General features: G+C 36.7%; 14 protein-coding genes. 5 read left to right on the top strand and 9 right to left on the bottom strand.

The features are described 5' to 3' along the window. Positions 1–90: 90 nt before the first annotated feature. Positions 91–1,956 (bottom strand): M1 family metallopeptidase, encoded by a 1,866-nt coding sequence (locus ACZZZK_RS00805; RefSeq protein ID WP_463482394.1) that lies wholly within the window; start codon positions 1,954–1,956, stop codon positions 91–93. A 27-nt stretch (positions 1,957–1,983) separates the two neighbouring features. Then, the gene (locus ACZZZK_RS00800) at positions 1,984–2,937 is read right to left on the bottom strand and encodes an exonuclease domain-containing protein (protein WP_463482393.1); all 954 of its coding nucleotides are present in this window, start codon (positions 2,935–2,937) and stop codon (positions 1,984–1,986) included. A 181-nt stretch (positions 2,938–3,118) separates the two neighbouring features. Between ACZZZK_RS00800 and ACZZZK_RS00795 the strand changes: the two genes are divergently transcribed. Together ACZZZK_RS00795 and ACZZZK_RS00790 are read left to right on the top strand one after the other, a co-directional pair. Then, complete coding sequence (locus ACZZZK_RS00795) at positions 3,119–5,092, top strand: DUF3857 domain-containing protein (RefSeq protein WP_463482392.1); 1,974 nt, start codon at positions 3,119–3,121, stop codon at positions 5,090–5,092. Position 5,093: 1 nt separating this feature from the next. Then, positions 5,094–7,001, top strand: coding sequence for a DUF3857 domain-containing protein (locus ACZZZK_RS00790; protein ID WP_463482391.1), 1,908 nt, complete (start codon positions 5,094–5,096; stop codon positions 6,999–7,001). A 142-nt stretch (positions 7,002–7,143) separates the two neighbouring features. Here ACZZZK_RS00790 and ACZZZK_RS00785 read toward each other — a convergent pair whose 3' ends face one another. Next, complete coding sequence (locus tag ACZZZK_RS00785; protein WP_463482390.1) at positions 7,144–8,592, bottom strand: SDR family oxidoreductase; 1,449 nt, start codon at positions 8,590–8,592, stop codon at positions 7,144–7,146. Between the two features lie 210 nt (positions 8,593–8,802). Here ACZZZK_RS00785 and ACZZZK_RS00780 point away from each other — a divergent pair, with 210 nt between their 5' ends. Continuing rightward, complete coding sequence (locus tag ACZZZK_RS00780) at positions 8,803–9,582, top strand: murein L,D-transpeptidase catalytic domain family protein (protein ID WP_463482389.1); 780 nt, start codon at positions 8,803–8,805, stop codon at positions 9,580–9,582. Here ACZZZK_RS00780 and ACZZZK_RS00775 read toward each other — a convergent pair. After that, on the bottom strand, positions 9,579–10,022 hold the full coding sequence (locus ACZZZK_RS00775) for a hypothetical protein (RefSeq protein ID WP_463482388.1): 444 nt from the start codon (positions 10,020–10,022) through the stop codon (positions 9,579–9,581). The two genes, ACZZZK_RS00780 and ACZZZK_RS00775, sit on opposite strands and share 4 nt — an antisense overlap. A 165-nt stretch (positions 10,023–10,187) precedes the next feature. On the opposite strand from ACZZZK_RS00775, the gene topB reads away from it, so the two are divergent. Beyond that, positions 10,188–12,038: a DNA topoisomerase III gene (gene topB, locus ACZZZK_RS00770; protein WP_463482387.1), complete on the top strand. Its 1,851-nt coding sequence runs from the start codon at positions 10,188–10,190 to the stop codon at positions 12,036–12,038. On the opposite strand, the gene ACZZZK_RS00765 is transcribed toward topB, so the two are convergent. The 5 genes from ACZZZK_RS00765 to ACZZZK_RS00745 form a co-directional block, all read right to left on the bottom strand. After that, entirely contained in the window at positions 12,035–12,412 is a 378-nt protein-coding gene (locus ACZZZK_RS00765; RefSeq protein WP_463482386.1) for a response regulator, read from the bottom strand. The genes topB and ACZZZK_RS00765 overlap by 4 nt on opposite strands. Before the next feature lie 155 nt (positions 12,413–12,567). Next, positions 12,568–14,478 (bottom strand): AAA domain-containing protein, encoded by a 1,911-nt coding sequence (locus tag ACZZZK_RS00760; RefSeq protein WP_463482385.1) that lies wholly within the window; start codon positions 14,476–14,478, stop codon positions 12,568–12,570. A 55-nt stretch (positions 14,479–14,533) separates the two neighbouring features. Continuing rightward, the gene (locus ACZZZK_RS00755) at positions 14,534–14,917 is read right to left on the bottom strand and encodes a DUF3037 domain-containing protein (protein ID WP_463482384.1); all 384 of its coding nucleotides are present in this window, start codon (positions 14,915–14,917) and stop codon (positions 14,534–14,536) included. Then, on the bottom strand, positions 14,895–15,686 hold the full coding sequence (locus ACZZZK_RS00750; RefSeq protein WP_463482383.1) for a HipA family kinase: 792 nt from the start codon (positions 15,684–15,686) through the stop codon (positions 14,895–14,897). Before ACZZZK_RS00750 ends, ACZZZK_RS00755 begins: the two co-directional genes overlap by 23 nt. Positions 15,687–15,783: 97 nt before the next feature. After that, entirely contained in the window at positions 15,784–15,972 is a 189-nt protein-coding gene (locus ACZZZK_RS00745; protein ID WP_463482382.1) for a hypothetical protein, read from the bottom strand. Between the two features lie 105 nt (positions 15,973–16,077). On the opposite strand from ACZZZK_RS00745, the gene ACZZZK_RS00740 reads away from it, so the two are divergent. After that, a complete protein-coding gene (locus ACZZZK_RS00740) occupies positions 16,078–16,458 on the top strand; it encodes a hypothetical protein (RefSeq protein WP_265798783.1) in 381 nt (126 codons plus the stop codon). Positions 16,459–16,470: the final 12 nt, after the last annotated feature.

The raw sequence follows: 16,470 nt of genomic DNA, 5'->3' as shown, positions 1-16,470 counted from the left end.
TTTTTAAGACGCCGTATCTTGAGCATATTCAATCGATAAAACATGGTAGACGTTAATAAAAAAAGAGGCTTTAGGCCTCTTTTTTTATGATTAGTTTACATTATAAGTATTATCACTTTTCACTTTGTCTGGAACATGACTATTGCCCATTGTTACTTTATTCAGTTTTTTCGAAGTTTTAATTTCGATTTGCACTTCCTTTGCGCCATCCTGCCATACAGCGATCGTACTATGATTGGTTTCTTTTGATCCATCTGCATAGTTTAACACCAAATCAATCGGTAACGCTTTAATCCCTTTATTTTCAATTTTTATTGAATAACCAGTGTCTATTTTATCCACCGATTTAATTGCCATATCCAAAACGCCGCCCTCGAAAAACCATGACTTCCAAAACCAGTTTAAATTTTTTCCACTTCCTTCATTCATACTGTTAAAGAAATCGTAAGGCATTGGGTGTTTCCCGTTCCAGTTGTTGATGTAGTTGTGAAGCGCTTTAGTAAACAACTCCTCGCCAAGATAATCCTTAACATACAAATACGCTAAACCAGGTTTCGGATAAGAATTGGTAAAACTTCCAGATCCTTTTAAGTCAGGTGTCAATGTCATAATGGGAGAATCATCTTTATTTCCTGATGAAGCTGCCGTGGGTTGAATACCATATTCATCTACGATGGTGGAATCGATCATTGGTGAAATTAGCCACTCACCTATCGTGGCCCAGCCTTCATCCATCCAACCATATTTAGTCTCATTTATACCCATATAAAACGGAAACATGGTGTGGAAAATTTCGTGATCTGTTAAAGTAATCGCATCTTCCCTATTATCAACTGGGTTATCATTAACCATCATCGGATATTCCATTTGGTCTAAACCATCGAAAATAGTTTCATGATTATATGGAAATGGCCATTTCGGAAATTTGTAACTCATTGATTCAACAGTTTTACGGGCAAAATCAATTACTTCATAATAGTCTTTGTGCTTAGCGTTAAAAACAGCATCAACCCTGGTTCTACGTTTCGTCTTTGGATCAACCATTAAGCTGGTTGATTTCCATAAATAATGATCACTTAAAGCAAAAACAAAATCAGTAACATTTTTGGCTTCGAATTTGAAGGTGTTAAAAGTATTAAGCTTAGTTACCTGTTTCATTGCCAAATCTTTTTCTGTAATCACATCTACAATCCCATCATTTTTTTCCGCTGAAGCGATTCTAGCGGCAATCTCTTTATGGAATACTTCATTAGCATTTTTTAAATCGCCTGTACCCCAAACGGCAAACCCACCAGGAACTTTAATTTCTGCATTAAACTGATCAAAATCGTTGTAAAATTCTTCTGCTCCTGTATAAGGATATTTGTTCCAGCCATCCACATCATCGTAAACGGCAATTCGAGGAAAGAAATAAGCTATAAAATGCGAGCCATCATCTACTTGCCCGGTACGAATGTGTGAGCCCTTGTTTAGGATATAATTGTAGTCGAAGTTGAACTTGATGGTTTTGCCAGGTAAAAGCGATTGAATCATGATATGCATATTCGTACCGTCAATCTGTAAACTCCCTAACGCTAACTGACTATTGTTTAGGGCTGCGGCTGTAATTTGTACGCCCTCACCCAAATCAGAATCTGCTATTTTTGATTTTCTGATCGAACCCTTTTTATACAAATTTGGATATAGCTTGAACCAAATTTCTTTTAAGGTATCCGGACTGTTGTTGGTATAAACCACATCTACCTTACCCTTTAACAACCGTGTTGATGGATTAAAATCAACCTTTAAATCGTATTTTGAAGAGTTTTGCCAATAGTTTTTCCCTGGTTTTCCACTAACACTACGGGTCTCTTTGTTGTATGTATTCTGAAAAACCGGTTCAATAGGCAATTGAACCTGAGCGTTTGCATATACTGCAGAAAAAAGTATAATGCTAAATATTTTAATCACTTTCATTTTAAATCAAACCTTAATACCGTCAGCTTATTTACCAAATTTCATCTTTAGCTGCTCAAGCATGTCGTTATTAATAGGTTGTGCAGGCTTATCTGGTTTTTGCTGAGGCTTTTGTTGATATTGTGGCTTTTGCGCAGCAGCCGTTGGTTGTGGTTTTGGCGTGCGGTTTTCGTTTTTCTTGGCATTAAATTTTGCCCATTCTTCATCCAGTTTTTTCTTCGTGTATAAAGGAAAATCACCTTGCTTCATCCAGGCATAATAACTTGGTTCAACAGCAAAAACTTGTTCGGTCGTTTTTCCTTTGTGTTTTCCGAAGTTAAAACAAACCTCATTTTTATCATTATAAACCATTCTGCCAGCAAAATCTACAGGCTTATGTATGTTAGTAAATATGTGTAAAGCATCTACATCATTCACAACAGGAATGCTTTTGTTGCCCTGTTTATCTTCAAATTCTTTTTCCTTGTACATCTCCAGCTGACCAAGCAAAACTTTATAAGTTGCTATTACATCTGCCTCTGCAGCATGAGCGTTTATTAAATCTTCCTGGCAATAAAATTTATAAGCTGCTTTTAATGTACGTTGCTCCATCTGGTGGAAAATATTCTGAACATCAACGAATTTGCGTTGGTTCATATCAAAATCTACATCAGCTCTTAAAAATTCTTCCAACAACATCGGAATATCAAACTTATTTGAGTTGTAGCCAGCCAAATCGCTTTCTCCGATAAATTCGGCAATTTCTTTTGCTAACATTTTAAAGGTTGGCTCGTTTGCAATGTCTTCATCGTAAATGCCGTGAATTAAAGAAGTTTGCAAAGGAATCGGCATTTCTGGATTTACACGCCAGGTTTTAACCTCTTCTTTACCATCTGGATATGCTTTTAAAATCGCAATTTCTACTATTCTATCAGCACCTACATTTATACCAGTAGCTTCTAAATCGAAAAATGCTAATGGACGTTTTAAATTTAATTTCATTTTATTGAATAAGAGAAAGAATACAGCGTCTTACTGCATCGAAAATTATGTTTATCCAAAAGTGCTAAAAAGGTTTGATTTGTTTGTAAAACACCGTATTAAATTCGAAATATAATTTTCAAATTATTTCTGAATATTAAATGCTAGCTTTAAATTGCTGCAAAATTTAAAGACGCACTCTATGAAAAAACTAATACTTTTTCTCTTACTATTTTCCGCATACATACCGGTTTTTGCTCAAAACTTTAATTTTGGAGCCATTACCTATGATGACTACGAATTTGACCGAAACAAGCTTGATAGTAACGCAAATGCAATAGTGCTCAAAGAATTTGGTACAGCAAGGATAGATCTCGATGATGCTACAGGAAGGCTTGAACTTATTTTCGATTATCATGTAAAAATCAAGATTTATAACAAAGAGGGATTCGAAAACGCAAATGTTGTAGTGCCTTTATATAAGGATGATTCTCGGGAAGAAACCATTAACGATTTAACTGCATCAACCTTTAACTATACTGACGGCAAGTTTGTTGCAACACCTATGGATAAAAAAGCTATATTTTTCGAGAACCGATCAAAGTATACGAAGCTTTTAAAATTTACGCTACCGAATTTGAAGGAAGGATCAATAATAGAATATAGCTACAGGTTAAAATCTCCAAACCTATTTAATTTTAAAACATGGGAGTTTCAGTGGAAAATACCAAAGGTCACCAGTGAGTATCTGGTTTACATTCCTGGTATTTACAATTACAATGTTTCCCTTAGGGGTTATCAAAAGCTAAGCGATCAAAAGGTCGAGTTAGCTAAAGAATGTTTGCGCATTAATGGGGCAAATATAGATTGCTCCAAAATTTCTTACCTGATGAAAGATATACCCGCATTCATTGAAGAAGATAATATGACCGCTCCAAGTAATTTTAAATCGGCTATTTATTTCGAACTTTCTGATGTTACCAATCCGTCCGGGGGCAAAACATCCTACACAAAAACATGGAAAGATATTGATTACGAACTATCCAGTGATAAATCGTTTGGATCACAAATGAAGCGCAAGGATATGTATAAAGATCTTATCCCTTCTATAATTAAAGATGCGCCAGACGATTTGACGAAAGCGAAAGCGATTTTAAACTACATCAAAAAACAAATTAAGTGGGATAACTATTACGGAATTTATTGTGCGGAAAACATCAAGAAATCCTTCGATAACAGATCGGGAAACGTCGCTGATTTGAATTTAAATCTTATTGCTGCACTTTCTGCTGCAAACCTTGATGCTGAAGCCGTTATCTTATCTACCCGAGAGAACGGCACGATAAATAAACTCTATCCCGTAATCAGCGATTTTAATTATGTGGTTGCCAAATTAAACATTGGTGACAAAAGTTATCTTCTTGATGCTACGGAACCGCTTTTGCCTTTCGGTTTGTTGCCTTTGCGCTGTATGAACGATCAAGGCCGGGTTATTAACTTGAAAAAACCCTCTTATTGGATCGATTTAAAAGCGAGCCAGAAAACGGTGACCAATTACATTTTAAATGGAAAACTGACTAACGAGGGTAAAATAGCGGGTACACTTACGACCATTTATCAGGGTTACGCCGCTTTTGCCAAAAGGAAAGAAATTAAAAGATACACCTCCACTGATGAATTTGTAGAAAAACTAGACGAACGGTTGGTTAAAATAAAGATTTCCGACCCTGTAATTAGTAATTTAGATAGCGTAGAAAATCCACTCACAGAAAAGTACGAAATAGAGTTTACCATGAACGATGGAATAAATAAAAATGAATTTTATTTAAGTCCGTTTTTTATTAATGCGATTTCTAAAAACCCTTTTAATTTAAATATCAGAACTTATCCTGTTGATTTGGGTGCAGCATCTGATGAAAGGATTATCATCAATATCGAACTGCCAGCAAAGTATAATTTAGTAGAAAAACCAAAAAATCTGGCTATTGGCTTACCCAACGGTGGTGGTAAGTATCTGCTGCAAACTCAATTGGATAATAACACCCTGTCATTGAGCCAGATTTTGCAATTCAACAATGCTGTTTATCAACCTGATGAGTATCCCTTTCTAAAGGAATTTTATAGTAAAATAATCCAAAATCAAAAGGTAGAGTATTTATTAAGAAAAGGCGAATAATATGAGATACAAACTTATAATAATATGCCTTTTTACTTTGATTAACACCGCTTTTTCGCAGGATAATTACGATGTTGATTTAATTCCCGGAACACTCAAAAACAGAGCTAACTCTTGTATCAGAAATGAGGAAATATTAGTTGATATGCGTTCGCCAGAAAACGTATTGTTAACCGTAAAGAAAGCGATTACTGTATTTAACGAAAATGGAGAAGATGAAGCAAGGCTGGTATTAAACTATGATAAAAATACCGCTATAAAAACAATAAAGGGTGAAGTTTACAATGCTGTTGGTAAAGCAATAAGCAAGTTTACGCAAAATGACTTTAGTGATGTAAGTGCAGCAGATGGGTTTTCTTTGTTTGTAGATAGCCGCGTAAAGCATTATCTGCCGAATGTGAATCAATATCCGTATACCATCGTTTACAACTATGAAATTCGTAATAAACAGAATTTAATTATTCCCAGATGGGTCCCAAAGCCTGGCGATGATGTTTCGGTGGAAAAAAGTTCATACACATTTATCTGTAAACCAACTGATGAGGTGCGCATAAAAACTGTGAATTATGCTATGGAACCAGAGGTTTTTACAGATGAAAAGCAAAAAAAAATGGTATGGAAAACCAGCAATATCTTAGCTGTTAAAAGTGAACCTTTTAGTCCTAACCCCGAAACTTATAGAACAAGCATTCAAATTGCACCCAAACAGTTTACTTATTACAACCGCAAGGGTAGTTATCAAAATTGGGAGGAGTTGGGGAAATGGGTTTATGATGATTTGATTAAACAGCGAAATACCTTGCCGCCAGCTACCATAACGATGGTGAAAGATTTGGTAAAGGATGAAAAAACTGATAAAGATAAAGCCAGAAAAATTTATCAGTATTTGCAGGATAAAACACGATACATCAGTGTTCAAATTGGTATTGGTGGTTTGCAGCCTATTGCAGTAAGTGAGGTCGATCGTTTAGGATATGGAGATTGTAAAGCGCTTGTAAACTACATGCAAAGTATGTTGAAAGCTGTTGATATTGAATCCTATTATTGCGTAGTGGAAGCTGGAAGCGAAAAAATAAGTCTTGACCCTCAATTTGCCGATATGGCTCAGGGTAATCACATCATTCTCTGTTTACCACTTAAAGGAGATACGACCTGGCTGGAATGTACCAATCAAAAAATTCCTTTTGGGTTTTTAGGCGATTTTACGGATGACCGGCTGGTGTTTGCCTGTACTCCAGAAGGCGGAAAATTACTTAGAACACCTAAACTAAGTGCACAAAATAATCTTCAGATAAGAAAAGTAAATTTGAGCATTAGTTATGATGGTACAGCTCTAGGCAATATGCAAACGGTTTTTTCGGGCTCGCAATACGATAATCATGAAACCAATATCGAAAAATCGATAACCGAGCAACTGAAAGCACTTAAAATTTGGTATAATCTTGATCATATAGATTTCGAAAACATCACTTACTTAAGAGATAAAACTGATAATCCGAAGATTACAGAAGATGTTAAAGTTAATATCCGTCAATATGCGCCAGTGGAAAACAATAAGATGTATCTACAGTTAAATGCTTTTAACATCTCGAGAGGTATTCCGGAAATAAAAGTAAGAAAGCTTCCTGTTTATATAAATAGAGGCTATACTGATGATGACACCATCACTTATTCGATTCCAGAAAACGTATTAACTGATTTTATTTTACCGATGAATAAAAGTCTGGAAAGCGATTTTGGGTCTTATGAATCGAAGGTAACTGTTGAGGGTAGAAAAATTATTTACCACAGAAAAATCAAAATTAACGATGGAACATTTCCTGCCGAAAAATATAGCTTATTTGCAAAGTTTATGACCGACGTAAATACTGCCGATAATTTGAAGTTGATCCTTAACTTAAAAAAATAATACCCAAGGCAATTCCAACAATCATAATTAAGTACATTAAAATTTCTGTACTTGCAAAGCGTTTATACTTTGTCCAGAAGGAATAATCGTCGTCCTGATTTGGCATTTTTTTCGTTTAAGCAGCAAAACTAACAAAATTGGATTAAGATTCAGGTTGAAAGGTAGTAATCTGTTTGGCCATGCCCTTAAATAATACAATATGAAATGGCCACATGGCGTACCAATACATTCTTCCCCATAAACCTTTCGGCCTGAAGGTAGCAATTTGCGATAGAAACGCCTGGCCATGAAATTCTACCAATTTGAATTCTAGCCAGGCTTCACCAGGCACTTTCATTTCGGCATAAAGTAATAATCGTTTATTCTTTTTGTCGGCTAAAAGCACCCGCCAGAAATCAAGCACATCACCAGCTTGAAGATCAATATTACTGGTTCTGCCTCTGCGTGTGCCTACGCCGCCGAAAATTTTATCTAAAAAACCTCTTAGCTGCCAAAGCCAATCCATAAAATACCATCCTCTACTTCCGCCGATGCTCCAAATATTATCAAAAACCTCTTCCGCCTTGCGTTCAAAAGGCATTTTCACCTTATATTCCAACGTACCATTTTGTGGAACTTTAATTTGATCCATGAAATCGGTTTGCAGGTAGCCTCTATTTAAGGCATCTTTCCAGCTTGAAACTATAGAATTTTGATCGATTTTTTCAAAAGCCAAATGCAAAGCCTGGGCATAGGTTAAGCATTGCCGCGGCACCACCTCTTTAATTCGGTCATCTTTACAAATCACTTCATTTTTCATGCTATCAACCAAGCTTTTTGCCAGTGAGTAAGGTACAGGTGTAATTAAATTCAACCATAAAGATGATAATCGTGGGGTAAGTACCGGTACGGTGATAATCCACCTTTTCAGACCGCGTTCCTTTGCATAGCCCAACAACATATTTTTATAAGTTAAAATATCCGGACCACCGATATCAAACGTTTCATTAAATGCTTCTTTGTTATGGAGAACACCAGTTAAATAGCCCAATACGTCGCGAATACCGATAGGCTGGCATTTTGTTTTTACCCATTTTGGAGCCACCATCACCGGGATTTTCTCTGTTAGATCTCTGATAATTTCGAAAGATGCACTCCCAGAACCGATAATAATTGCAGCTCTCAATATGGTACAGGCAATTCCCGATGATTTTAATTCTTCTTCGACCGCCAGCCGGGAGCCTAAATGTTTGGATAAATGCTCGTCGTTAGCAATACCAGTAAGGTAAATGATCTGCTTACACTTTGTTTTTTTTATTGCGTTAGCAAAATTCTCTGAAGATTTTTTCTCTAAATCAGAAAACCCTTCGTCGCTTGACGACATGGAGTGAACCAGGTAATAAGCTGCATCAACATCATCCGGAATCTCATTTAGAGAATCGGGATTTAATAAATCACCATTGATAATTTGAACCTGATCCACTAAGTCAGATTGTGCCGCAAATCTTCTGCTATCACGCACCATGCAAACAACCTGATGCTTCGCATCTAATAATAAAGGGAGTAATCGTGTACCTATGTATCCGTTTGCGCCAGTGAGCAGTATTTTCATCAAGTAATTATTTATTTCACAACACCTTAAAAACTGTTTTGTTATTTCTTTTCCTACTGATTTAAAAGAATTTGTATTCCACTAAGCTATAAAATAAAAACCTAAAGTCATTTGAAGGTCAAACAAGCTGTATTATTAAAGCTACACTGTGTTTTGGACAACATTTGGTTTAATCTATCGTATATGTAGTATTAAACCAAACATCCCTGTATGAATAAATACATTTTATACTTTGCTTCCATCATTTTAGTATGTGTTGCTCTTATTGGAACAAGTTTTAAAGCAGCTGATCAATCCCAATCTCAACCTTTAAAAAACTTTGCAGCAGATAGCGTTTACAACCAGTACATTTTGGATTTATATCAAACGGCCGATTTGGATTCGGTTGGTTTGAGTGAGCAGGTATTTGAGAAAGCATTGACCGGTTATTATAATATGAAATATTCTGGCTTATTGCATGACAAATCAGTGCTAACCATCGCAGATTTTGATCAGGAAAGTCGTAAAAAGCGCTTGTACATTATTGATATAGATAAAAAGAAACTAATTTTAAATACATGGGTGGCACACGGCCAGAATAGCGGTGGGGATAAACCCTCTAATTTTTCGAATATTCAGAATTCGAACCAAAGTAGTTTGGGGTTTTATCTCACTGGAGAAATATATTTTGGAAAACATGGCAGATCGTTAAAACTAGATGGAATGGATCAGAATTTTAATAGCAAAGCCAGAGATAGAGCGATTGTTGTACATGGGGCAGATTATGTTTCGCAAGAAACCATAAATAAACTGGGTAGATTAGGAAGAAGTCAGGGCTGTCCTGCTGTGCCCACTAAACTCGCCAATAAAGTAATTGATGCCATTGCAGATCGGACAGTCTTATTTATAAATAGTTCAGAACAAGCTTATCAGTCTTCTCTTTTAAACGAAACACTAGCGGCTAATGCAGCTTTAAATCAAAATAATATGATGGCTGCCCAAATGGATTAGTACATTTTGAGGTTGGTGTTGTTTAAATTTTTAGGGAGCATTTTAACAAAAATTGGTTTAAACCGGGCCAAAAAATCCCATACCCAACGATTGCTGTCTTTTTCCTTTTCGCCGCAGTCCACAATTTCTGCTCTCAGTAGTAACTTCTTCACAAAATTGTTCAGAGGTGTTAATTTAATAACGCTATTAAACTTTAACCCTACATAATCGCAGTAAACATGTACCAATATTTCAACAATTAACGAGTCATTGGAAATGACTAAATCCTTGTTAAACAGATTTTTGTAATTACTCTTAATCGTTTTTGCTAACAAATTAAATCTTTCGTTAACGTTTCCATTCAAAAAGCGCCACAATTCAGCATCACTGTATACACGAATTATGCCCGGTTGCAAATCAACTTTTATCCTGCATGCTGCTAATTCGTAAATCTTTCTCATTTTTTAATATTGGATTTAAAAATCGATTTATTGTTACTAAACGATGTATTCCAAACAGCTTGATGCCGAAAATGTTTAAGTTCAGCTGGTTACCCTGTGAGTAAAATTTTAGCTGTTGAAAGGATTATTTTAGTCATCTTTGAGGTTGAAAAATACGCCTAATTAATGAAGATAGTTATTGCAGAAAAGCCCTCTGTTGGTCGTGAACTTGCTAAAGTTTTCGGCGCAACAACCCGTAAAGATGGATATATCGAAGGTAAAGGATATTCATTTACCTGGGCTTTCGGACACCTACTTCAATTGGCACCTCCACAAGATTATGGTTTTATTGGTTGGAGAAAACAACATTTACCAATGTTGCCAGCTAAATTTAAGTTAGCAGTAAGAAAGGTAAAAACCAAAGATGGTTTTGTAGAAGATCCGGCAGTTAGAAAACAGTTGGACACCATTAAGCGCTTGTTTGATGAAGCAACCGAAATCATTGTTGCTACCGATGCCGGGCGTGAGGGCGAATTAATTTTTAGGTATATTTATTATTATCTGAAATGTAAAAAACCTTTCAAACGACTCTGGATATCATCTCAAACAGATGAAGCGATAAAAGATGGCTTCAGAAACCTAAAGCCCGGCACAGATTATGATACCTTATTTAATTCGGCACATTGCCGCTCAGAATCTGACTGGTTGGTAGGGATGAACGCCACTCAGGCTTTAAGTATCTCGGCTGGGAACAGAAGCGTATTATCTTTGGGCAGAGTACAAACCCCAACGCTTGCAATGATTTGTGCCCGGTTCCTGGAAATTAAAAATTTTGTTCCCCAAACTTATTGCCAAATAGCCATCCAACTGATCAAGGATGAGCAGCAATTTAAGGCAGTATCTACCTCAAACTATAAGGATAAAGAAGAAGCTGAAAAACTTTTTGCATTGGTAGAAGATGTAGCTTCTGGTTTTGCCACTGGAGGAAACATCACTGCTGTAGAGGCTAAACCCCGCAAAGAACCACCACCACTTTTGCACGATTTGAGTAGCCTGCAGCAGGAAGCAAATAAAAAGAAAGGATTTACCGCCGACCAAACCTTAAATATTTTGCAAAATTTATACGAAAGCAAATTGGTATCCTATCCACGTACCGGATCAAGGTATATTGGTGATGATGTTTTTGCTGGCGTTCCAACGTTAATTTCGAAATTTACCACTCATCCTGATTTTGGTAAACAAGCACAGTTTCTTCAAACGTTTAGCCTAAATAAAAGAAGTGTAAACGCTAAAAAGGTAACTGATCACCATGCCGTATTGCCCACCGGCGAAGAAGCGTATGGTTTAAGCAGCGATAAACAAGCGGTTTACGATATGGTTGTGGGGAGGATGATTGAAGCTTTTCATCAGGAATGCCTTAAGGAAATTACCAAAATTACTATCCAATCGGGTTTAACTTTCATAGCGAATGGAACCGTTATCCGCTCTGCAGGATGGCGCTCGGTTTTTAACGAAACCGATGAAGATAAAAAAGATGAAGACAATGCGGCGCTGCCTAAAGTTGTTGTAGGTGAGCAATTGCCTATTTTAGAAAAGTCTTTGCTCGAAAAACAGACCAAACCAAAAGCCATGTACAACGAAGCTTCGTTATTAAAGGCACTTGAAACCTGTGGAAAAGAAATTGAGGATGAGGAATTGCGTTATGCCATGAAAGACAGTGGTTTGGGTACCCCAGCAACACGGGCTTCAATTATTGAAACTTTAATTACCAGAGAATATATTGTACGCGAAAAACGTAATTTGTTGCCTACTAATAAAGGCTTGGCAGTTTACGAAGTGGTAAAAGACAAACAAATTGCACAAGCTGAACTAACCGGACAATGGGAAAAGCGATTGGAAGAAATTCGATCGGGATCTTCCGTGGCAGATTTTAAATCGGAAATTACGGAATACACGAAAATGATTACCAACGAATTATTGATTGCGGGAGCCAGTATTTCTGGAAAGCTAGAAGATAAAAAACTAGAGAAAGCTTAATCGAAAGCTTTCTTTAACACTTGCTCAATCGAGATACCCATGTTTTCATCTTTTTTGATGAAACCTATCGCCCCTGCATCTTTATATTGGTGCTGTAAAGTGGCCTTATCGTTACCTGTAAACATGCACACCTTTATTTGAGGTTGGATGGCATGAACTTTTCTTATAGTTTCAGGGTTACTATCTCCCCTTGGCATATTGATATCCAAAAGCAAAAAATCGAACTGGGTTTGATTTAGCAACTCAAATGTATCTGGTAAATTAGTAGTTTCAGTGATAGTTGGATTGTCGAGAAATTTTTTGAAAAAACCTTTCATCACCATTCTCATCAAATCACTATCGTCTGCAATTAAAACTTTAATTCCTACTTTCATTTCCGTTAATTATTAAACCATCATCCTTTACAATGAAATTTATATAACACAGTTTTCTTCCTTGATGGTTAAAGGGAATTTTAAAGCGATAAAATAAATCCAGGATGATTTACTCAAATGTAATAATTTATACGCAAAATAAATGACCTAATAGGTTAGCTATTTATAAATTCCCAAGCGCTATGGTAGGCACCTAATTTATCGGCATATTCAATAAAGTCTGCATAAAATTTGGCCTTTGATAATGTTGCACTATCTCCTATTACTACCAATTTCTTTCGTGCCCTTGTCATAGCCACATTCATTCTTCTGGTATCTGATAAAAACCCAATTGATGCATCGGAATTGCTTCTGGTTAAACTGATATAAACAACATCACGTTCCTGCCCCTGAAAACTGTCTATTGTATTTACCGAAATTTTATTTTTTAGAGGAATTAAAGCTTCATTTTCTTCAACTAAGGACTTTATAAATTGTACCTGTTGTTTATAAGGTGAGATAATTGCTATTGATGGAAAATTATCAATTTCTTTGGAAGTAACTTCCTGCACGAATGAGGTGAGATGATTAACTAAAAAAGCAGCTTCATCAGGATTTATAGTACTTGTGCCATCTAGTTTTTCATCAAAACTGCAGCCAGCAGTATCGATATAAATAAGTGGTTTATCATCGTCGAAAATTAAATGACTTGCAACGGAATGATGAGCATTTAATTGGTTCTGATAAAAAACTTTAGAGGAATAGCCCATAATGTTCTGGTGCATTCGATACTGTTCGTTCAAAAGCACAACAGACTCAGGGTGAATGTCTATCAACTTTTCTAATAATGTTTTGCTTAAGCCATTACTTCCGGCTTCTTGGGATTTTATTGTCGGTGAAAGCTGAAAGTGATCTCCTGCAAAGATTATCTTCTCTGCTTTTAAAATTGGTATCCAGCAGGCGGGTTCTAATGCCTGGCCAGCTTCGTCAATCACTACGGTATTGTACTTCAAATTGCGGACGCTGTAATGGTTTGCACCCACTAAGGTTGCAGTGATAATTTGTGCCTTATCAAACAAATGGTCTGTAATATATTGCTCAATTTTTTCTACTTCTTTCCCAATTTTATGCGCCTCATTAAATAAAGCTTTCCGTTGATCTCTTTCAGCCTTGCCAAAACTTCGCTTATACTTATGGGCCATGTTTTTATATTCGTTGGCCTGTTTTTTTAGCGATTTAATGGTTTTCATATCCGGATGATCAGCCATTTTGTGTTCTAGAGTCGAGGTTAGTAGTCGTTCTGAAACCCGAGCTGGGTTACCAATACGGATGGTATTCAACCCCTCCAGCAAAAGTTTCTCTGTTAATAAATCAACGGCAGTATTGCTAGGGGCAACTACCAAAATCTTTTGGTTATTATGCTTGATCAATGATTTTATGGCATGAACGAGTGTAGTCGTTTTTCCTGTACCAGGAGGACCGTGAACAATTGCCAAATGATTAGCGGTGACAATTTTATTTACCGCAAGCCTTTGCGAATCATTCAATGTGCTAGGGATAACAAACTTTTCTTCCGTCTGAAACGATGGTTTCTCAGCTGTGGCCAATATTCTGATCAGTTTATTTTCTGAATCATCTTCCGAAAGAACTGACGCTCGTTTCAATGCATTTTGCATTTCATCGTAGCTGTTGTTGTCGAATAACAAATCGACACCAAGTTTACCATCTCTTGTCCAATCTGGCAATTCATCAACCCGAAAGTTGATTTTCATTCTAGTGCCCGTTTGGTGGGTGATTATTCCTTCTAGCTGATCTTCCTTTGGATCATGATTGGAGAATAACACCACAGAAGATCCAAATCTAAACTGATGAGAAAAATCTTGATGTGTTGTACGTTCCACCTCCACGGTTAAATAATCGCCCCTTCCGATCTCATTATTTCGGATAGCAATTGGATACCAGGTAAGCCCCAGGGAACGGCGATCGGCAGGCGAAGTATTTTCTGTAAGCTTTAGATAGGATTGCAGATCTGCCTCACGCTCTGTATTAAGTAGATCTTGAAGCTTTTTAAAATATTCTTTTAACAATGGATAGGATAAAAAAAAATCAGTGAATTATATAATTAATGAGACTAATTTGCAATTACAACACCAATTCATGATGGAGCCTCATCATCGTCTCGTAAGGATCTGTGGCAAAACCAGGGTGTACTTTAGAGCATTGAATTACAGTACTTCTAGTGGCAGTAAGCCATCTAAAACGGGAGGCCTGATCATATTGACCAATCGGACCAGCATTTTTTGCGCCTATGCTAATTCGTTCAAAAGCTGAAAGATTTGCCTGTACTTCGTCAATATCGATTTTAGCTGAAAAAGTAGATAGTTTAACTTCATCAACAATGAAAATGCTTTGCAAGAATTTCTTTTTTGCACAGAAAAGAATAATGCCCACATTCATAAATTCTTCACGCTCTACCCTAGGCATAACACGAATCACGGCATACTCAAATAAGAATTTCTCTTGCATGCTGCGCTTCTTTTAAAAATAGTTCAGAATTTGCTAAACGGGTTTCCAGAAAATACGAGTAGGCATTCCTGTGTGCTGTATTGCTTTCAAAGTTAGTCTCCCCTTCCAACCAATCATCCGGAATTAAGTTGATAACTGCCCGAATTTTTTCAGGATTTAAGATCGATTTAAATTCCTGATCAACAACATCTAACTCAGATGCCCAAGGCAATAAAACATGGTCTTTTACCAGAAAAAACGGTCTCGTAGCCTGTTCTTTCCAGTTTTGCCATGAATGGTGAAAATATAGCGACGCACCATGATCGATGAGCCAGAGTTCCTTATGCCAAATGAGCATATTGGTGTTGCGGCATGTACGATCCATATTGGTTAAAAAACAATCTAACCACACAATTTGCGAGGCCAGTTTGGCATCGACAGTAGTAACTGTTGGATCAAAAGTTATGGCACCTGATAAGTAATGAAGTGCGAGATTTAAACCGACACTTGCTTTTAGTAAATCTTGAATTTCTTCATCCGGCTCGGTTCTTCCAAATGCCTCATCCAGATTAGCAAAAACTAATTCCGGAACCCGTAAGCCCAAAATTCTTGCTATTTCGCCACCAATTAGCTCGGCTATTAATGCCCTTGTTCCCTGGCCGGCGCCACGGAATTTTAATACGTATAAGAAATTATCGTCGGCTTCAGCAATTGCAGGCATTGATCCGCCCTCTCGCAAAGGCGTAACATACCGCGTAACACTAACCGTTCTTAGTTGAATTTCATTCATAAGCTTAATTAGCGTAACAATTATAAAAATAGGTCACGTGCTAACCTCGCCACAAATTTAGAAGATTTATATTAATATCATTAACCTATACGGTCAATTAATCATGCCCTAGATACGCATTGCCTGCTGGTGTCATCACGGCTGTCCATTGAATAGATTCCCTGTTAATTTTAACTAAGCCCATGCTTTCCAATACCTCGTAATCATCTTCCATCCCGCCTAAAATTGGAGAACTTACTTGCTGATTGATAACCTCTAATAGAGATACAATTTCTGATCTTTCCATAATTATGGTTTTTGAAGTACTAAACAGTTGTAGCATTAAAATGTTTACTTCAGGATCTAAACATTTTCGATGGTTGAAGGTTGTATTTAAAATTAATTCGATTTCATGGAACCACACATCTATTACATTTTTGTTTTAGCGCTCCCCGTAGCTTGCATCGCCTGGACGGTTACCAAAGAAGAAATTTTTAGAGAGGCGAGAGAATTTTGTGTTGATCGATCTAAAAATTGCGACAAGCTAATTAAGCGGAAATTTTTTTATGTGTTCACCTGCGAATATTGTTTCAGTCACTATATCACCTTGATTATCCTGTTGATTACGAAATACACGCTTATCTATCCAGATTGGAGAGGATACATTATAGCGTTCTTTGCAATTGTTTGGATTGCAAATGTATACATGAGCTTATATAATATTATACGAATTGATTTAAAGAAAGAGAAAATTCGAGCAGCCAAAGAAGAATCAGAACTTAAGGGAGAGTAAAAATTTGAGTTA

This window comes from Pedobacter sp. AC163 (genome assembly GCF_979258665.1).
The sequence above is the reverse complement of the archived record's forward strand: the minus strand, read 5'-3'. Positions and strand labels throughout refer to the sequence as shown.